The sequence below is a fragment of the Nocardia sp. NBC_01377 genome (assembly GCF_045040005.1).
In the GTDB taxonomy this organism is placed as follows: Bacteria; Actinomycetota; Actinomycetes; order Mycobacteriales; family Mycobacteriaceae; genus Nocardia; species Nocardia noduli.
In genome coordinates this window covers 7,482,958-7,500,663 of sequence record NZ_CP109566.1, presented here as the reverse complement: position 1 = coordinate 7,500,663, position 17,706 = coordinate 7,482,958, and the positions used below count along the sequence as shown (strand labels likewise).

The window sequence follows — 17,706 nt, the reverse complement described above, 5'->3', positions numbered from 1 at the left end:
CGGTCGAACAGGAGGTGGAACGCCGTGCAGGGATTGATCCTGCAATTGACCCGTGCGGGGTTCCTGCTGTTGTTGTGGCTGTTCGTATGGGCGGTCATGCGAACTTTGCGCAGCGACATCTACGCGGCATCCGGTGTTCGGATACAGCCAAGGGCCGCACGCGGTTCCGCAGTGCTGCCTTCCTTCAGCCGAGGCCAGAAGGGCGCCAAATATCTTGTGGTGACTCAAGGTTCACTCGCCGGCACCCGCATCACCCTCGGCACCCAACCGGTGCTGATCGGTCGTGCGGACGATTCAACGCTGGTGCTCACCGATGATTACGCCTCCACCAGGCATGCGCGACTCTCCCCGCGTGGTGACGATTGGTACGTCGAAGATCTCGGCTCGACGAACGGCACGTACCTCGACCGCGCGAAGGTGACCACCGCAGTCCGTGTTCCCCTCGGCACACCAGTTCGTGTCGGCAAAACAGTGATCGAGCTGCGACCGTGACACTTGTTCTCCGCTACGCAGCGCGTAGCGACCGCGGTCTCGTCCGAGGTAACAACGAGGATTCCGTCTACGCGGGCGCACGGCTGCTCGCACTCGCCGACGGTATGGGCGGCCACGCCGCGGGCGAGGTGGCATCCCAGCTGATGATCGCCGCGCTCGCCCATCTCGACGACGACGAACCCGGCGACGATCTGCTCGGCAAACTCGACGCGGCCACCCACGAGGGCAATGCCGCGATCGCCGACCAGGTCGAGGAAGAACCCGAACTCGACGGCATGGGCACCACGCTCACGGCCATCCTGTTCGCGGGTCGCAAACTCGGCCTCGTGCATATCGGCGACTCACGCGCGTATCTGCTACGCGGCGGTGAACTCACCCAGATCACCCGGGACGACACGTTCGTGCAGTCCCTGGTCGATGAGGGAAGGATCACACCCGAGCAGGCGCACACCCATCCGCAGCGTTCGCTGATCATGCGGGCGCTGACCGGCAACGAGATCGAGCCTACGCTCATCATGCGCGAGGCGTGGCCGGGCGACCGCTATCTGCTGTGCTCCGACGGCCTTTCCGACGTGGTCAGCGACGAGACGATCGCCAACACCATGCGCGAGGGCAGCACCGACGAATGCGCGGACCGGCTCATCGAGCTGGCACTGCGCAGCGGTGGCCCGGACAACGTCACCGTGGTCGTGGCCGACGTCATCGATCTGGACTACGGCCAGAGCCATCCCATCGTGGCGGGCGCCGCCTCCGGCCAGGACGACGACTCACCGCCGCCGAACACCTCGGCGGGCCGTGCCGCGGCGATGCGCCCGCCGAGGGCGACGCCGCCGCGCCGCGCCGCCGCGACACCGGAACCACCCGCGCCGGGTAAATCCCACCGGCTGCGCTGGATCATGCTCGCGGTGGCGCTGGTACTCGCGGTCGGCATCGGACTCGTCGTCGGCTACAAGATGATTCGCGGCAACTATTACGTCGGCGCGGACAACGGCCAGGTCGTGATCATGCGCGGGCTACCCGGTTCGATTCTCGGGTACTCGATCCACGAGGTCGACACCGTCGGCTGCGTCAACAAATCCGGTGACCTCACCATGCTCCAGGCCGGAACCGACCTGCCCGCGTCGTGTAAGACGTTGCGGGTCAACGACCTCAAGCAGACCGGGCGCGATCAGGTCGTGAAGGGTCTGCCGCCGGGTTCGCTCGGCAAGGCCGAGGATCAGATGCGACTGCTCGCCCAGCAGGAACTGCTGCCGCCGTGCCCGCCGAAGGAACAGCCCAAGCCCGCCCAGCCGACCACCCCGCCCGCCCAGCCCGCCCAGCCCGGTGTGGTGCCCAACGATCCGGCCCAGCCGCCCGCGCCCGAAGCGCCGCCCGCGCCGACCGACACACCGCCCGCGGCCAACCCGGCGGATACGCCGACCGCGCCCGACGCCGGTGACAACCGGGGAACCGACGTCAAGACACCGACGAAGGTGGAAACCACCGCGCCGACGTCGACCGCGTCGCCGAACCCCCAGATCGCGGGGGAGAACTGCCGGGTGACGGACTGATGTCCGCACCCGCACCGCCGTCCGCTGGGGCCTTTCCCAGTCCGCCCGGCGGATTCGCTCCCGCGCCACCACCGTCGACGCGACGCAACGCCGAACTGCTGCTGCTGGCCTTCGCCGCGTTGCTGACCACGGTCTCCCTGTTCCTGGTCGAAGCGAGTCAGGAACAATCGGTCACGTGGGATATCGCCAAATACGGACTGGCATTCCTCGGCCTGTTCGCGGTGGCGCATCTCGCGGTCCGGCGTTTCGCGCCGTTCGCCGATCCGCTGCTGCTCCCGGTTGTCGCCGTTCTCAACGGACTCGGCCTCGTGCTGATCCACCGGCTCGATCTCGGAGCGGCGCAGAACGCCGAATACAACTCGGTGCCGGTCCCCTCCCCCGACGCCAATCAGCAGATCATGTGGACCGGGCTCGGCATGGTGGTCTTCGTCGTGGTGCTCATCGTGCTGCGCGATTACCGGACCCTCGCCCGCTACAGCTACACCCTCGGGCTGATCGGCCTTGTCGCCCTGATGATTCCGGCTCTGCTGCCCGACCGCTTCTCCCAGACCAACGGCTCCAAGATCTGGATCAGGCTGCCCGGTTTCAGCGTGCAGCCGGGTGAGTTCGCGAAGATCCTGCTCATCATCTTCTTCGCCTCGGTGCTCGTGGCCAAGCGTGATCTGTTCACCACCGCGGGCAGACATATGCTCGGCATGGATTTCCCGCGCGGCCGTGATCTGGGCCCGATCCTCGCGGTGTGGCTCGTGTGCATCGCCGTGCTGGTCTTCGAGAAGGATCTCGGCACCTCGCTGCTGATCTTCAGCACCGTGCTCGTGATGCTCTACATCGCGACCGAGCGGGTGGGCTGGCTGATCATCGGCGGCGGACTACTCGCCATCGGATTCGTCTTCGCCTACAAATCCTTCTCCCACGTCAGGGTGCGCACCGATACCTGGCTCGATCCGTTCGCCGACTACCACAACACCGGTTATCAGCTCTCCCAGTCGCTGTTCGGGCTCGCGACCGGCGGTCTCGCAGGCACCGGCCTCGGCAGCGGGCGACCGAATCAGGTCCCCTTCGCCAACACCGACTTCATCATCACCACCATCGGCGAGGAACTCGGCCTGATCGGGCTGACCGCCGTGCTGATCCTGTTCCTTGTTCTCATCCTGCGTGGCCTGCGCACCGCCATCGCGGTACGCGACAGCTTCGGCAAACTGCTCGCCGCCGGGCTCTCGTTCACCATCGCGATCCAGCTGTTCGTGGTCGTCGGCGGTGTGACCAAACTGATTCCGCTGACCGGCCTGACCACGCCCTTCATGTCCTACGGTGGGTCGTCGCTGCTGGCCAACTACGCACTGCTCGCCTTGCTGATCAAGGTGTCCGACGCCGCCCGCGCGCCCGCACCCGCCCGAAAGAAGGACCCGGTCGCCCCCATCGCCGAAGCCACGACAGAGCTCTTGCGTCGCTCGGAGACGAGGCCACAGGAATGAACACTCCGCTACGACGAGTCGCGGTCGCGGTGATGGTGATGATCGTCGCGCTGCTGGTCAACGCCACGATCATCCAGGTCGTCCAGGCCGACCACTACCGCAACGACCCACGCAATTCGCGCATCCTGCTCGATGAGTACGCCCGCCAGCGCGGACAGATATCGGCGCGCGGCACCGTGCTCGCCAGTTCGGTCGCCACCGACGACCGCTACAAGTACCTGCGCACGTACCCGACCGATCCCTCCGCCTACGCCCCCGCCACCGGCTTCTACTCGATCCAGAACGGCAGCACCGGCTTGGAGAAAGCCGAGGATTCGGTGCTCAACGGGTCGGACAGTCAACTGTTCGGCCAGCGTCTGATCGATATGGTCTCCGGCCGCGATCCGCGCGGCGGCAATGTGCTGACCACGCTCGACCCGGTCATGCAGAAAGTGGCCTACGACCAGCTGACCGCGAAGGGTTTCACCGGCTCGGTCGTGGCGATCGAGCCGAGTACCGGCAAGATCCTCACCATGGTCTCCACGCCGAGCTACGACCCCAACGAGCTGGCCGGCCACGACGGCGCGGCGACGACGGAAGCCTGGGACCGCCTCTCCAGCGATCCGGACCAGCCGATGCTCAACCGCGCCATCTCACGCACCTACCCACCCGGCTCCACGTTCAAGGTGGTGGTCACGGCCGCCGCGCTCGCCAACCGCGTCGCCACCCCGGACGACCAGTTCACCGCCGCGCCGACGATCACCCTGCCCGACACCACGACCACGCTGGAGAACTACAACGGTTCCAGCTGCGGCAGCGGTCCCACCGCGTCGCTCACCGAGGCGTTCCGGCTGTCCTGCAACACCGCCTTCGTCGAACTCGGATTGCGCGTCGGCGCCGCCAACCTCGAGGACGAGGCCGCGGCCTTCGGCATCGGACCCCACGGGGGTATTCCCATCCCCGTAGCCGAGAGTACGGTCGGCAGCATCTCCGACAACGCCGCGCTCGGGCAGAGCAGCATCGGCCAGCGCGATGTGGCACTCACCCCGCTGGACAACGCGGTCATCGCGGCGACGGTCGCCAACGGTGGCGTGCGGATGCAGCCCTATCTCGTCGACCAGTTGCAGGGACCCGATCTGAGCGAGTTGTCCAAGACCAAACCCGTCTCGGTGGGTCAGGCGGTCAGCGCCCAGGTCGCCTCTCAGCTGACCACCATGATGGTGGCGTCGGAGAAGAACACCGTGGGCGGCGGGCGCTCCGGCTACACGATCGCATCCAAGACGGGTACCGCCGAACACGGCGAGAACCCGCGCTCCACCCCGCCGCACGCCTGGTACATCGCGTTCGCTCCCGCCCAGAACCCGAAGATCGCCATCGCGGTCATCGTGGAGGACGGTGGCGACCGGGCTCTGGCCGCCACCGGTGGGTCGGTGGCGGCGCCGATCGCCCGTGCCGTGCTCGACGCCGGTCTCCAGGGGGGCTGAACGATATGAACGTACGAGAGGTACGGGGGCCCCGATGCTGAACAACGGTGCGATGGTCGCGGACCGCTACCGCCTGCAACGGCTCATCGCCACGGGCGGTATGGGCCAGGTGTGGGAGGCACTCGACACCCGGCTCGACCGCAGGGTGGCGGTCAAGGTGCTCAAGGCCGAGTTCTCCGCCGACCCGACCTTCCGGCAACGATTCCGCACCGAGGCCAAGACCACGGCCCAGCTGAATCATCCCGGTATCGCCGGGATCTACGACTACGGCGAGACCTACGATCCGTCGGCGGGCGAAACCGCCTATCTGGTCATGGAATTGGTCCAGGGTGAACCGCTGAACACGGTGCTCAACCGGCTCGGCAGGCTCTCCGTGGTCCAGGGACTCGATCTGCTCGAACAGACCGGACGCGCACTCGAGGTGGCCCACGCCGCGGGCGTGGTGCATCGCGACGTGAAACCGGGCAACATCCTGGTGACGCCGACCGGTCAGGTGAAGATCACCGATTTCGGTATCGCCAAGGCGGTGGACGCCTCCCCCGTCACCAAGACCGGCATGGTCATGGGCACCGCGCAGTACATCGCCCCGGAGCAGGCGGTCGGCGAGGACGCCACCTCGGCCAGCGACGTCTACTCCCTCGGCGTCGTCGGTTACGAGGTGCTGGCGGGTATGCGTCCGTTCAGCGGCGACGGCGCGATCACCGTCGCGATGAAACACGTTCGCGACGCACCGCCGCCCATGCCGGAAGATCTCCCCCCCAACGTGCGTGAACTCATCGAGATCACCATGGGCAAGGATCCCGACCGGCGCTACGCCAGCGGCGGCGAATTCGCCGATGCCGTCGCGGCGGTGCGAGCGGGTCACCGTCCGCCGACACCGCACGGCGCGGCCGGTGGGCCCGTGACCGAGGGTGCGACCCGGGTGCTGCCGCCGGGGCCGACCGTGGTCATGTCCGCGGGACAGCACGACGGTTCGAACCGTTACGGCCCGCAGACCGGCGCGGTCGGCGCCGCGGGTGTCGCGCCGACGGCGATGAATCCGGGCGCACCCGGCGGTCGGCCGCCCGTGCGCGACCAGGGGTGGACCGGAACGCAGAAATGGCTGGCCGTGCTCGGCGCGGCGGCGGTGGTGCTCTGCGGCGCCGCGCTCTGGATGCTGTTCGGTGGTGACACCAACCCGAATCCGACACGAACGCCGGTCACGACGAGTGTCGCCCCGCCGACCAAACCGCCGACCACCACGGCGCCCGAACCGACGACGACCAGGGCGCAGCCGCCCGTGCCGCCGCCGACCACGGAAACGCCGGAGCCGACCACCACCGAACCTCCGACGACAACGCCGGAACCGACGACGGCGCCGCCGACCAGTACGGCGCCGAGTACGACCAAGACGAGCAAGACGGCCAGCCCGACGACGACGCGGACCTGGTTCCCGACGCTCCCCTTACCATTCTCCGAAGCCCCCAGTGGTGCCCGAGGCCCCTCCGGTACCCGCAGTGCGCCGCCCACTTCCTCGCAAGGACAACCATGACGACCCCGAAGAATCTCGGTTCCCGCTATGAGCTGGGCGAGATCATCGGCTTCGGTGGCATGTCGGAGGTGCACAAGGCGCGAGATCTGCGGCTGAGCCGCGATGTCGCCATCAAGGTGCTGCGCGCCGACCTCGCTCGCGATCCCACCTTCTACCTGCGCTTCAAACGCGAGGCGCAGAACGCGGCCGCGCTCAACCATCCGGCCATCGTCGCGGTCTACGACACCGGCGAAGCCGAGATCGACGGCGGTCCGCTCCCCTATATCGTCATGGAGTACGTGGACGGCGACACCCTGCGCGATATCGTGCGCGGTAAGGGTCCGCTGCCGCCGCGCCGCGCCATGGAGGTCGTCGCCGACGTCTGCGCCGCACTCGATTTCAGCCACAAGGCCGGAATCGTGCATCGCGATATGAAACCGGCCAACATCATGATCAACCGCGCCGGTGCGGTGAAGGTGATGGATTTCGGTATCGCGAGAGCGCTTGCCGACACCTCCAATCCGATGACCCAGACCGCCGCCGTGATCGGCACCGCGCAATACCTTTCGCCGGAACAGGCCCGCGGCGAGACGGTCGACGCCCGTTCCGACGTGTACTCGGTCGGCTGCGTGCTGTTCGAAATTCTCACCGGCGAACCGCCTTTCACCGGTGACTCACCGGTCGCCGTGGCTTACCAGCACGTGCGCGAGGACCCCCGCCTGCCCTCGCACGTCTACAACGGCGTGCCGCGCGAGCTCGATTCCGTCGTGCTCAAGGCGATGAGCAAGAATCCGGCCAACAGATACCAGACCGCCGCCGAGATGCGCGCGGATCTGATCCGGGTGCTCGGCGGACAGCGGCCGAGCGCGCCGATGGTGATGACCGACGAGGACCGCACCACCGTCTTCGGCTCCAACGAGCCCCCGCCGCGGAGCTTCCGCACCGTCGAGCGCAGGGACGACACCGCCGAACAGGAACCCGCCGAACAGAACGCGCCGCGGCGCACCGCCTACCTTGGCCTCGGCGCCGCCGCCGGACTCGCGGTCATCTTCGGCCTCTTCTGGGTGCTGATCGGGCCGGGAAGTAAGCCGGATCAGGTCGCCGTGCCCGATCTGTCCAACAGATCGCAGCAGCAGGCGCAGGACTCCCTGTCGCGGCTCGGCTTCACGGTGGCTATCCAGCAGAAACCGGACGGCAAAGTCGCGACCGGCAATGTCATCTCGACCCAGCCGCTGGGCGGATCGCGGATCGACGAGGGCAGCACGGTCACCGTTCAGGTGTCGTCGGGCCCGGCGCAGGTGCCGGTCCCACGGCTGGACGGGCTGACCCAGCAGCAGGCCGAACAGGAATTGAATTCCAAGGGCCTGCGGATGGATCCGACCGTGCAACGTCGCGAATCCAGCGAGCAGGACACCGACAAGGTGGTCGGCACCGACCCGTCCCCGGGTACCAGGGTGGATGTGGACCAGGCGGTCATCGTCTACATCGGCAAGGGGCCCGAGCAGGTCAAGGTGCCCAGTGTCGTCGGCCAGGACATCAGCATCGCCCAGCCGAATCTGGTCGAGAGCGCGGGCTTCGCCGTCACCATCCAGGAGGTGGCGTCCTCCAAGCCCAAGGGCGAGGTGATCTCGACGAATCCGGCGGGCGGAACCATGGCCGACAAGGGTTCCCCGGTGATCGTCCAGGTCTCGAGCGGTGACCAGATCACCATGCCGACCCTCGTCGGACTGACCCCGACCCAGGCGCTGGATCGCCTGCGCCAGGCGGGTTGGACCGGCAGCGTGAGCCAGATCAACCAGAACACCCAGGGCACCTTCGACACGGGCAGTATCGGCCGCATCCTCAGTCAGCAGCCGACGACGGGCTCCTCGGTGTCGAAGACCGGCACCATCACCATCACGACCGGTGTGCTCGGTCCGCCGTAGGCACCGCGATTGTTCGAAAGGCCCGGTCGCGCAGGATTGCGTCACCGGGCCTTGTTCGTTCACGGAGGTGCACGTGAAGTCCTCGCGCCGAGGCCACCACGACCCGCGCCGCCATCCGACTACAACTCGAGGTGCCGATTCATCGACATCGCGGCCTCGGCCAGGTCGGGCAACTCGACCACGGTCACACCGTGTTCGCGCAACTTCTCCACCCCGACGCAATTCGTGACGAAGGTCGACGGTTCACGCCAGGCGATGACGACCCGCCGAATCCCGGCCGCGAGAATCCGGTCGGTGCAGGGTGACCTGGTGACCGTGCCACGCTGCGAACAGGGTTCGAGCGTGCTGTAGATCGTCGCGGCGGCCAGACGTGGATCGTCGGCATCGAGTTTGTTCAGCGCGGCTTCCTCCGCGTGCACTTTCGGGTCGGTCTCGCGCGAGTACCCGGTGGACAGCACCGCGCCGTCGGCGACGATCACCGCGCCCACCGAGAACGCCGTCTCGCTCGGCGGACACCGGCGCGCCCATTCGATCGCCTCGAGCATGTGACGACGGTCGGCCGCGGATCGGTCCGCGCTGTCTACGCTCGCCGAATCCGCGGGCCGATGATTCGACCGCTCGGCCGACGGGCCGACCGAACCGCGGGCAAGGCGTGCCGGATCGTAGAAGGTCATCCGGTCACCGAGGCTCGCGGCGCGTAACGCAGCAGCGCGATATCGCCGACCCGGGCGACGTCGACCAGATCCAGCCTGCGTCCGGCTCCGCCGGGAAATTCGGCGGGGTGGAGGAATCGCGGCGCCTCCGCGTCCCCGACCAGGATCGGCGCGACGGCGACGTGCAGTTCGTCGGCGAGATCCGCGGCGAGGAAAGCCGTGTGGATACCCGTGCCGCCCTCGACCATCAACCGCTCGATGCCGCGCCCGCCCAGGTCGTCGAGCAGCGCACCGAGATCGATATCCGGACCGAGCGGCACCACCTCGGCGAGTCCGGCCAGACGATCACCGAGTGTCGCCGCACCGGCATCGGTGGTGTAGACGAGTTTCGCGCCGCCGTCGTGCCAGAACCTCAACTCGGCGTCCAGATCGCCGGTCGCCGTGACCGTCACCTTCAGCGGATATTCCGGTTTTCCCGCGGTCCGGCGGACCGCCCTGCGCTCGACACTTTTCACCAGCAGTCGCGGGTTGTCGCGACGCAAGGTCTGCGCGCCAACGAGGATCGCGTCCGATTCGGCCCTGACCTCGTCGACTCGATCGAAATCCGCGTCGCCGGACAGTCGCAGCCGTTCGTCGCTCGCGTCATCGATATAGCCGTCCAGGCTGACGGCCACCGACAGGAGCACGTGGGGACGTGTCGCCGCGCTCATTGCAACACCAACGCCGCGACTTCCGCCTCGAGCGTTTCGACCAGTTTCTCGGCCGGACGCGCGCCGCAGACCTCCAGCCAGTTCGCCAGCATGCGATGCCCCCCCTGGGTGAGGACCGATTCGGGATGGAATTGCACACCGTGGATCGGCAACGTGCGATGTCGCACGGCCATCACGATGCCGGATTCGGTATGTCCGATGACCTCGATCTCCTCGGGCAGCGTGTCCTCGAGCACGGTGAGCGAGTGATACCTGGTCGCGGTGAACGGATCGGGCAGCCCGGCCAACACGCCCGAGCCGACATGGAACACCGAGCTGGTCTTGCCGTGCAGCAGTTCCGGCGCCCTGGTGACGGTCGCGCCGAAGGCCTCGCCGATCGCCTGATGCCCCAGACAGACGCCCAGCAGCGGTGTCGCCAGGCGGGCGCAGGCGTGTACCAGCGCGATACTGGCGCCCGCCCGGTCCGGCGAACCCGGCCCCGGACTGATCAGGATGCCGTCGAATTCGGCCGCGACCGCGTCGGGATCGTCCAATTCCGGGTCGTCGTTGCGCCGGACCACGGCGTCGACTCCCAGCTGGCCGAGGTACTGGACCAGGTTGAATACGAAGCTGTCGTAATTGTCGACGACCAGTACACGCATGGTACGAGGTTACGTGGCCACCCCTCGGGGCGTCGCACGCATTACCACTCGAGATAGCCTGGAACCACACCGGTGGGCACCCGAGCCCCGTCCCGGGCCGCATCCGGCTGCCACCGGATCGGTCACCGCGGCGAGCGCGTTCGATGCATAATTCGATCCGAATCCGCCCCGCCGGTACCGACCCGCACGCCGATAACGAGGACGTCATGCCTAAGTCGAAGGTCCGCAAGAAGGCCGACTATACGATCAACCCCGCGAGCCGGATTCCGGTGAAGGTCAAGGCCGGGCCGTCTCCGGTCTGGTACGTCGCGGTCATGCTCGGTTTCATGGTGGCCGGACTGGTCTGGCTGCTGGTGTACTACCTGGCGGGCGACCAGATCAGCTGGATGAGCGATCTGGAAGCCTGGAACTTCCTCATCGGCTTCGGTCTGATGGTGATCGGCCTGATCATGACCATGCGATGGCGCTGATCCGACCCTGATTCGACCACCTGATTACAGACGTGTTATTCATGCACACCTGTGGATGACCCTGTGGACAACTCGAGGAACGATTGGGGAAATCGCCGCGTGACTCCTGAATACCCGCAGCAGCGCCTCGCGTGGGCGACGCCCACCTCCGCGCTGTACGCGGTGTCGGTCGGCGCGGTGATACTCGCGGGCGCGGCTGTCCTCAGCAACGACAACGCCGGTCGTTTTCTCATCGCGTTGGCCGCGCTCGGCCTTGCCGGACTCGCGACCCTCGGCTTCCGGCAGCGTCCTCGGCTGGCCATCGTGCCGGGACCGAGCCCTCGGCTCGTGATCAGGAATCTGGCAGGCCCCACCGAGTACACGCCGAACCAGCTGGTGCGCGTGCGTATGGTCGGCTACCGGCGCCTCGGGCGCAAGATGCCGATGCTCGAGATCGACGTCCGCGATCAGAACGGCGCCGAACGCCTGTTGATATTCGGCCGCTGGGACCTGGGCACTCATCCCGAGGATGTCTTCGACGCCCTGCTCGCCCACGGATTGGCCACCCTGCCCTCCTCGTAGTCACGGTGACCGACCCGCCCGGCATGCGATTGCTTCACGTGAAACGTCGACTTCGGTCAGGCGAGCGCCGCGGCGGCTAGCCCGATCGCGATCAGGTCGACCAGGCCGACCACCGCGATCGAGGCCCATCCGATACTGCGCACGGCCTCCTGGGAAGTCGCGCGCAACCACTCCGGGACGAAGAGCACACCGAGTGCGGCGAGGGTGCCTGCCAGCAGGCCGCCGAGATGTCCCGACAGCGAGATTCCCGGGACCGAGAAGCTGATGAAGACGTTGATACCGATGAGAATCAACATCTGATTCGGATTCTGTCGCACCCGGATCAGAAATACGGTGATCGCTCCGAACAGACCGAAGACCGCACCCGACGCTCCCGCCGCGGCGGCGTTGGAGTCCTGGAAGATCATGCTCGCCGCCGAACCGCCGAGCAGACCCACGAGGTAGACCGCGAGATAGCGCGTCCGCCCCAGCGCCGGTTCGAGAATTCGGCCGACCACCCACAGCGCGAACATGTTCATCGCCAGGTGCAGCGGCCCCCAGTGCAGGAAGCCCGCCCCGAGGACGCGAATCCATTGGCCGTGGGCCACCAGATCGGGCACCAGCATCCAGTGCGCGAACAGCGGTGACCCGTAGTAGTTGTCGACCAGACTCCTCGACTGCACCACGGTGATCGCGAAAATCACGATATTGGCCGCGACGAGCGCATAGGTCACGTACGGAATCGCCGAACGGGCCACCGCCGCGCCAGCGACGGTGCGCATCCGTGGCGCGGCGCGCTGATCCTGACCGAGGCAGTCGACGCAGTGCTGACCGACGGCGGCCGGGCGCAGACATTCCGGGCAGGAGGGGCGCCCGCATCGGGTACACGCCAACCCGGTGGCGCGATCGGGGTGGCGGATGCATGTCGGTGCGGGCGGCTGAGGATTCATCGGACCATCTATTCGATCGTGACCTGGGAAATTATCACCGGCTCCTTGGGCCGGTCGTTGCGATCCGTCGGCACGGCCGCGATGGCGTCGACGACCTTGCGTGAGCCGGGGTCGACGACCTCGCCGAAAATGGAATGCTTGCGGTTCAGATGCGGCTGCGGGCCGAGCGTGATGAAGAACTGCGAACCGTTGGTCTTGGGTCGCGAGGAATTGGCCATGGCGAGCAGGTAGGCGCGGTCGAAACGGAGTTCCGGATGGAATTCGTCGGCGAACTCGTAGCCGGGTCCGCCGCGCCCGGTTCCGGTCGGATCGCCGCCCTGGATCATGAAACCCGCCATCACCCGATGAAAGGTGGTGCCGTCGTAGAACGGTCCGGTGCTGCCCCCGCTCGCGTTCTCGGTGGTGTAGGCAGCCGAGCCGTCGGCGAGGCCGAGGAAGTTCCGCACCGTCTTCGGGGCATGGTTGCCGAAGAGCGCGAGTTCGATGTCGCCGTAGTTGGTGTGCAGCGTCGCACCGGCGGTAGGAATCGGTGAGGTCACCCCGCCAATGCTAATCACGAACCGGTGGCGGACCCGCGCACCGGGCAGTGGTGACGCCACGCGTGGAGTTCACGGGCAGTCGTGCGGCGCTGTCGCCCCGGGTACCTGCGGCTGAAGCGCGGTTCACCCGGTTGTGCCAAAGTGGTCGAATGACCTCGAGGCGTTTGCAGGTACCCACACGTTCTCTGATTGCCGCGGTCGTCGTCGCGTTGGCCGGTGGCGTGGCCTGGCTGGTTCGCAGCAAGCGGCCGCAGACCCCCGAGCCCGCCGCGGCACCGCCCCGGATCGGCTACTCCCGCAACGGGTCGACGCCGACCCCCGTGGCGGGAGCCGGCGCCGACAGCGGTCGCTGACCGATCAGCGACTGACGGTCCGCTTGTACTGACGCAGCGACAGCGGCACGAACACCACCAGGATGATCGCCACCCACGCCAGGGTGGCGATCTCCGGATGCTGCATGGGCCACGCGTCGGAGACCGGCACGGCCGAACTGGTGTTGCCGAACAGCTCACGGGTCGCCTGCGTGACCGCGGAGACCGGATTCCATTCGGCGAAAACCTTCAGGACGGTCGGCAGATTCTCCAGCGGCACGAAGGTGTTGGCCAGGAAGGTGAGCGGGAAGATCACCATGAAGCTGGCGTTGTTGAAAACCTCCGGCGCACGAACCAGCAGGCCGACGACGGCCATGATCCAGGACACCGCGTAGGCGAACAGCAGCAGCAATACGTAGGCGAACACCGCGTCCAGGAACGAACCCCTGATACGCCATCCCACCAGCAGACCCGTCAGCGACATGACGACCAGACTGACCACATTGATGACGACGTCACTGACCGTGCGGCCGACCAGTACCGCCGAGGGAGCCATCGGCAGCGATCGGAATCGGTCGATGATGCCCTTCTGCATATCCTCGGCCAGTCCGGCTCCGGTGAAGGTGGCGCCGAACACCACGGTCTGGGCGAAGATGCCCGCGATCAGGAATTCCCGATAGCCGCCTTCCATACCCGGCACCTGGATGGCGGTGCCGAAGACGTAGGCGAACAGCAGCACGAACATGATCGGCGACATCGTCGAGAAGATCAGTACGTCGGGAACGCGTTTGATCTTGATGACATTGCGTTTGGCGATCGTCACGCTGTCGCTGACGACGATCGCGAGCCGTTCCCCCAAGCCTGCCCGTGCAAGCTCCTCGGTCGCGGTGGCCGTGGTCATCTGACCTTTCCTTCCGTCTTGTCGAGCAGTTCTTCGGTGTCGGCGCGACCGGAACGATCGTCGGCGGCGCCGCTCAGGCTCTCCTCGGCTTCGTGTCCGGTGAGAGTGAGGAAGACATCATCGAGCGACGGACGGCGCAGCCCGACATCGTGAAGTTTGATGTTGTCCTTGGCCAGCAGACCGATCGCGTCCACCAGCGCCTGCGAGCCGTTGCTCACGGGCACCGTGATCCGGCGCAGACCCGGTTCGACCTGGATCTCGCCGTCCGCCAGACCGCTCAGCGCCTGCTGGGCGATGCCGAGCTTGTCGGCGTGGTCGACCGTGAGTTCGATGCGGTCGCCACCGACGAGGGTTTTCAGTTCGTCCGCGGTGCCGCGGGCGATCACCTTGCCGTGGTCGATGACGGCGATGGCGTCGGCCAGGCGATCGGCCTCGTCCATGTACTGCGTGGTGAGCAACAGTGTCGTTCCGCCCGCGACCAGTTCCTCGATGACATCCCAGAGATCGAGCCTGGCCCGCGGGTCGAGTCCGGTCGTCGGCTCGTCGAGGAAAAGGACCGGCGGATTGGCCACGAGCGCACCGGCGAGGTCGAGCCTGCGGCGCATACCGCCGGAGTAGCCCTTCACCGGCCGATCCGCGGCATCGCTGAGCCGGAATCGTTCGAGCAGTTCGCGCGCGCGTTCCTTACTGCGCTGCACCCCCATGTGATACAGCCGCCCCACCATTTCGAGGTTCTCGAATCCGGTGAGGTATTCGTCGACGGCGGCGTACTGACCCGAGGCGCCGATCCGGGAACGCAGGGCCTGTGGATTGCCGAGCACGTCGATTCCCGCGACGGTCGCGCGGCCCTCGTCCGGAACGAGCAGGGTGGTGAACACCCGGACGGTCGTGGTCTTGCCCGCGCCGTTGGGGCCGAGAAGTGCGGTGACGGTGCCTTCCGGCACCGCGAGGTCGAGTCCGTCGAGGGCGACGAGTCGACCGTAGCGTTTGACGAGACCCTCGGCGACTATTGCGTCGGGCATGATTCTCCTGACGTTCGGGTGTTCTCGATGACGATGGTCGGACAGCGTCCGACACAGAAGCGTCGAAGCGGTGGCACAGGATCGGACATCCGACCGATACCGGAGTCAGTATTGTCCGAGAATCGGACAATTTCATCCGATTTGTTCGTGCCGGAAGCCATCCTTGTGAGCACGCGCACATGATGGCACCGGGGTACGACAGGTTCGCCGGATCGCGGCCGGGCACGGCATGCCCGGCCCTCCCGCGACACGCAGAAGGCTCCCGAAATTCTGTCGGATCTCGAGCCGGATCCGGTCCGACGACAGGCATCCAGCGACTGGTCGGCACGCATCGAATGTTTGGGACATCGCCCGGTCGAAGGCACATTTCCCAACGTAAATCGGTGCAACACAACGTCTTTGGCAAACGTATAGCCGCTTCCGAATGGAGGCTTCGGACCGGGGGCCGAACCTATGGCGATACCCGCCGGAAAGACCGGAACAACAGCACCCGAAAAACTTCCGGAGTGGTCATCGCCACGCACACACAAACGTGGATCATCGCGTAGGATCGTTCACGTCGGCCCCTCCCCCCCGGGCCGACCTTACGCGGGCCTCGGCTAACTCCCCCCCTTCGCCGAGGCCCGCTCCCCATTTCCGGGGCAGGTCACTCCTCCGAATATTCGGCCCGATCGCGCACCGAGCGCCACGCCGTCTCCAACCGCTGCGCCCTGACCCGCCCCGCCGTCGTCAGCAACGGACGGTCCCGCTCCCACCGCTCCCGGACCACCGGATCGACCAGGGCCCACTGCTCTTCCAGTTCGACCGACAGCCGATCGACCTCCTCGAACAGACCACCCAGCGCGATATGCAGACCGGGTGCGGTCGGGTCGGACAGTTCGAGTCCACGTAACCCGGCCAGCGAAGCCAGTAGCCGCTGCTGGGTCGAATGCGCCCATCCCGCCCGCCGTCCGACCCGCACAAACCAGCCCAGCGCCGCGGCCAGCACGTGCGCGTCCTCGATCGTGCGGAAGGGTTTCAGGAAATCCGCGTACCCGTCCCCCGGCAGCGGTTCGGCCGCGGCGTCATCGAATGTCACAGTGGCATGGCCGATCTCGGGTGCGAACGAGAGCGGCGGCCGATCGGTGACCGTGACGCCCGCCTGGTCGACGGTCACCAACGCCGCGCGCAGGCTCCGGCGCCCACTCGCGTCCACGCCGGTCCGCGCGATCACCACCAGTCGTCGCGCCAGTGCGGCGAGAGTCGTGAAGGTCTTGATGCCACGCACCTTCCACCCGTCAGCGGTTTCGACCAGGACCGTTTCGATCGCGGACGGATGCGCGCCGCCCGCCTCGGTCGCGGAGACCGCGACCATCTCCGCGGCCGCGAGCCCGGGGACCAGCGCCCGGATCGCCTCCTGGTATCCCGAGAGAAAGGCGTAATCGAGCCGGTCCGCGCCGAATCCGCCGACGATCGCCGCGTCCAGCGGACTGTCGAATTCCCGCGTTCCGATCTGATGTCTCGACCATGCCTGCGCCGCGCCCCCCAGCGGTGCCTCATCGATGGGCGCTGTCAGTACGTGATCGAAAACAGATCTCACAGTTCACGGTAACCCGTGCGCGCGGACGCGAGAGCTGCTGTGCGTGATCTTCCCGTCCACGTTCCGACCCGTGGCAAATACCGAGACATCCCCCGGCGTTCCCTCGGCGAATATTCGAGCCGAGACGGTTCACTGGATACGTCAACCGTCCAGGAAGGAGTCCGCACTGTGAAGCAGCCGGACGAGGTCCGCAGAAAAGCGCTCTACGACAGTGACGCTCGACTGTCGTGGGTCCTCGCCGCACTCGCCGGACTCATCGGCGCGGCCGCGTTCATGCACACCGCCGGATATTTCGTCACGTTCATGACGGGCAACACCGAGCGGGCCGTCCTCGGCCACTTCCACGACGAGACCGACGTCGCGGTCGCCGCCGCCCTGCTACTCGGCTCATTCCTGTCCGGCGTCGTTGTCTCCTCGCTGTGCCGTAGACACTTCTGGTCGGGACATCCGCACGGCCCCACCCTGCTCACCACCGCCTGCCTGGCCGCGGCCTCGATCATCGACATCGTGATGTACGAAATCACCTCGTCGCCCCGGATCGAATTCGTCCCGATCCTGTTCGTGGCCTTCGGCGTCGGCGCGCTCAACACCTCGTTCGTCAAGAACGGCGAAGTCTCCATCCCCCTGAGCTACGTCACCGGCACCCTGGTCAAAATGGGTCAGGGCATCGAACGCCACATCAGCGGCGGCACCTACGCCGACTGGCTCGACTACTTCCTGCTGTACGCCGCGTTCGCCCTCGGCGCCTTCGCCGGCGGTCTCCTCAGCCTCATGGTCGCGGGCTGGGCAATGCTCATCACCGCCACCGTCGTCGGCATCATCGTGACCGGGTACACCTATCTGCACCTGGACATCCACGGACCGCTGACCAACGAATAACCCATCCGGAATGCCGCACACCCACAAGGTGCGGCGTCACATCCAGTGATCGCAGACCAGCGTCGCGCTGGTCGAAAGTGGGGCCAATGCTCCACA

General features: G+C 66.8%; 18 protein-coding genes. 10 read left to right on the top strand and 8 right to left on the bottom strand.

Features of this window, described 5'->3' with window-relative positions:
- The first annotated feature begins 24 nt into the window (after window positions 1-24).
- The 6 genes from OG225_RS34580 to pknB are packed head-to-tail and all read left to right on the top strand — an operon-like array spanning window position 25 to window position 8,415.
- Entirely contained in the window at window positions 25-492 is a 468-nt protein-coding gene (locus tag OG225_RS34580) for an FHA domain-containing protein (protein WP_109522935.1), read from the top strand.
- Complete coding sequence (locus OG225_RS34575) at window positions 489-2,042, top strand: PP2C family protein-serine/threonine phosphatase (RefSeq protein ID WP_405178982.1); 1,554 nt, start codon at window positions 489-491, stop codon at window positions 2,040-2,042. Before OG225_RS34580 ends, OG225_RS34575 begins: the two co-directional genes overlap by 4 nt.
- A complete protein-coding gene (locus OG225_RS34570) occupies window positions 2,042-3,517 on the top strand; it encodes an FtsW/RodA/SpoVE family cell cycle protein (protein WP_405178981.1) in 1,476 nt (491 codons plus the stop codon). Before OG225_RS34575 ends, OG225_RS34570 begins: the two co-directional genes overlap by 1 nt.
- The gene (locus OG225_RS34565) at window positions 3,514-4,980 is read left to right on the top strand and encodes a penicillin-binding protein 2 (protein WP_216911478.1); all 1,467 of its coding nucleotides are present in this window, start codon (window positions 3,514-3,516) and stop codon (window positions 4,978-4,980) included. Before OG225_RS34570 ends, OG225_RS34565 begins: the two co-directional genes overlap by 4 nt.
- 34 nt (window positions 4,981-5,014) lie before the next feature.
- Window positions 5,015-6,511 (top strand): protein kinase domain-containing protein, encoded by a 1,497-nt coding sequence (locus tag OG225_RS34560; RefSeq protein ID WP_405178980.1) that lies wholly within the window; start codon window positions 5,015-5,017, stop codon window positions 6,509-6,511.
- Complete coding sequence (gene pknB / locus OG225_RS34555; RefSeq protein WP_405178979.1) at window positions 6,508-8,415, top strand: Stk1 family PASTA domain-containing Ser/Thr kinase; 1,908 nt, start codon at window positions 6,508-6,510, stop codon at window positions 8,413-8,415. The genes OG225_RS34560 and pknB overlap by 4 nt, the downstream gene beginning before the upstream one ends.
- Window positions 8,416-8,534: 119 nt before the next feature.
- Here the strand turns inward: pknB and OG225_RS34550 are convergent, their stop codons facing one another.
- The 3 genes from OG225_RS34550 to OG225_RS34540 form a co-directional block, all read right to left on the bottom strand.
- On the bottom strand, window positions 8,535-8,960 hold the full coding sequence (locus OG225_RS34550; RefSeq protein WP_405178978.1) for a deaminase: 426 nt from the start codon (window positions 8,958-8,960) through the stop codon (window positions 8,535-8,537).
- Window positions 8,961-9,085: 125 nt separating this feature from the next.
- Window positions 9,086-9,778, bottom strand: a complete 693-nt coding sequence (locus OG225_RS34545; RefSeq protein WP_405178977.1) for a RibD family protein — start codon at window positions 9,776-9,778, stop codon at window positions 9,086-9,088.
- Window positions 9,775-10,419 (bottom strand): aminodeoxychorismate/anthranilate synthase component II, encoded by a 645-nt coding sequence (locus tag OG225_RS34540; protein ID WP_216911482.1) that lies wholly within the window; start codon window positions 10,417-10,419, stop codon window positions 9,775-9,777. The genes OG225_RS34545 and OG225_RS34540 overlap by 4 nt, the downstream gene beginning before the upstream one ends.
- A gap of 206 nt (window positions 10,420-10,625) precedes the next feature.
- On the opposite strand from OG225_RS34540, the gene crgA reads away from it, so the two are divergent.
- Window positions 10,626-10,889, top strand: coding sequence for a cell division protein CrgA (gene crgA, locus OG225_RS34535; RefSeq protein WP_109523237.1), 264 nt, complete (start codon window positions 10,626-10,628; stop codon window positions 10,887-10,889).
- Window positions 10,890-10,988: 99 nt separating this feature from the next.
- Window positions 10,989-11,450, top strand: coding sequence for a PH domain-containing protein (locus OG225_RS34530; protein WP_405178976.1), 462 nt, complete (start codon window positions 10,989-10,991; stop codon window positions 11,448-11,450).
- Window positions 11,451-11,506: 56 nt separating this feature from the next.
- Here OG225_RS34530 and OG225_RS34525 read toward each other — a convergent pair whose 3' ends face one another.
- Window positions 11,507-12,379, bottom strand: a complete 873-nt coding sequence (locus OG225_RS34525) for a rhomboid family intramembrane serine protease (RefSeq protein WP_357780196.1) — start codon at window positions 12,377-12,379, stop codon at window positions 11,507-11,509.
- An 8-nt stretch (window positions 12,380-12,387) separates the two neighbouring features.
- On the bottom strand, window positions 12,388-12,918 hold the full coding sequence (locus tag OG225_RS34520; RefSeq protein ID WP_405178975.1) for a peptidylprolyl isomerase: 531 nt from the start codon (window positions 12,916-12,918) through the stop codon (window positions 12,388-12,390).
- Between the two features lie 149 nt (window positions 12,919-13,067).
- Between OG225_RS34520 and OG225_RS34515 the strand changes: the two genes are divergently transcribed.
- Window positions 13,068-13,271, top strand: coding sequence for a hypothetical protein (locus tag OG225_RS34515; RefSeq protein ID WP_405178974.1), 204 nt, complete (start codon window positions 13,068-13,070; stop codon window positions 13,269-13,271).
- A 4-nt stretch (window positions 13,272-13,275) separates the two neighbouring features.
- Here OG225_RS34515 and OG225_RS34510 read toward each other — a convergent pair whose 3' ends face one another.
- The 3 genes from OG225_RS34510 to OG225_RS34500 all read right to left on the bottom strand — a co-directional run bounded on the left by OG225_RS34510 (window position 13,276) and on the right by OG225_RS34500 (window position 16,731).
- A complete protein-coding gene (locus OG225_RS34510) occupies window positions 13,276-14,130 on the bottom strand; it encodes an ABC transporter permease (protein WP_405178973.1) in 855 nt (284 codons plus the stop codon).
- Window positions 14,127-15,152 carry an ATP-binding cassette domain-containing protein gene (locus tag OG225_RS34505; RefSeq protein ID WP_405178972.1) on the bottom strand — a complete coding sequence of 342 codons (1,026 nt, stop codon included), beginning with the start codon at window positions 15,150-15,152 and terminating at the stop codon, window positions 14,127-14,129. Before OG225_RS34505 ends, OG225_RS34510 begins: the two co-directional genes overlap by 4 nt.
- Window positions 15,153-15,798: 646 nt before the next feature.
- On the bottom strand, window positions 15,799-16,731 hold the full coding sequence (locus tag OG225_RS34500; protein WP_405178971.1) for an acyl-CoA dehydrogenase family protein: 933 nt from the start codon (window positions 16,729-16,731) through the stop codon (window positions 15,799-15,801).
- 168 nt (window positions 16,732-16,899) lie between these two features.
- On the opposite strand from OG225_RS34500, the gene OG225_RS34495 reads away from it, so the two are divergent.
- A complete protein-coding gene (locus tag OG225_RS34495; protein WP_405178970.1) occupies window positions 16,900-17,610 on the top strand; it encodes a YoaK family protein in 711 nt (236 codons plus the stop codon).
- Window positions 17,611-17,706 lie beyond the last annotated feature (96 nt).

What these genes read in the sequence shown, in the direction of transcription:
- OG225_RS34570 (WP_405178981.1), top strand. Translation starts at nt 2,042, where the DNA reads ATGTCCGCACCCGCACCGCCGTCCGCTGGGGCCTTTCCCAGTCCGCCC.
- OG225_RS34565 (WP_216911478.1), top strand. Translation starts at nt 3,514, where the DNA reads ATGAACACTCCGCTACGACGAGTCGCGGTCGCGGTGATGGTGATGATC.
- OG225_RS34560 (WP_405178980.1), top strand. Translation starts at nt 5,015, where the DNA reads ATGCTGAACAACGGTGCGATGGTCGCGGACCGCTACCGCCTGCAACGG.
- pknB (WP_405178979.1), top strand. Translation starts at nt 6,508, where the DNA reads ATGACGACCCCGAAGAATCTCGGTTCCCGCTATGAGCTGGGCGAGATC.
- OG225_RS34550 (WP_405178978.1), bottom strand. Translation starts at nt 8,960, where the DNA reads ATGCTCGAGGCGATCGAATGGGCGCGCCGGTGTCCGCCGAGCGAGACG.
- OG225_RS34545 (WP_405178977.1), bottom strand. Translation starts at nt 9,778, where the DNA reads ATGAGCGCGGCGACACGTCCCCACGTGCTCCTGTCGGTGGCCGTCAGC.
- OG225_RS34540 (WP_216911482.1), bottom strand. Translation starts at nt 10,419, where the DNA reads ATGCGTGTACTGGTCGTCGACAATTACGACAGCTTCGTATTCAACCTG.
- crgA (WP_109523237.1), top strand. Translation starts at nt 10,626, where the DNA reads ATGCCTAAGTCGAAGGTCCGCAAGAAGGCCGACTATACGATCAACCCC.
- OG225_RS34525 (WP_357780196.1), bottom strand. Translation starts at nt 12,379, where the DNA reads ATGAATCCTCAGCCGCCCGCACCGACATGCATCCGCCACCCCGATCGC.
- OG225_RS34515 (WP_405178974.1), top strand. Translation starts at nt 13,068, where the DNA reads ATGACCTCGAGGCGTTTGCAGGTACCCACACGTTCTCTGATTGCCGCG.
- OG225_RS34510 (WP_405178973.1), bottom strand. Translation starts at nt 14,130, where the DNA reads ATGACCACGGCCACCGCGACCGAGGAGCTTGCACGGGCAGGCTTGGGG.
- OG225_RS34505 (WP_405178972.1), bottom strand. Translation starts at nt 15,152, where the DNA reads ATGCCCGACGCAATAGTCGCCGAGGGTCTCGTCAAACGCTACGGTCGA.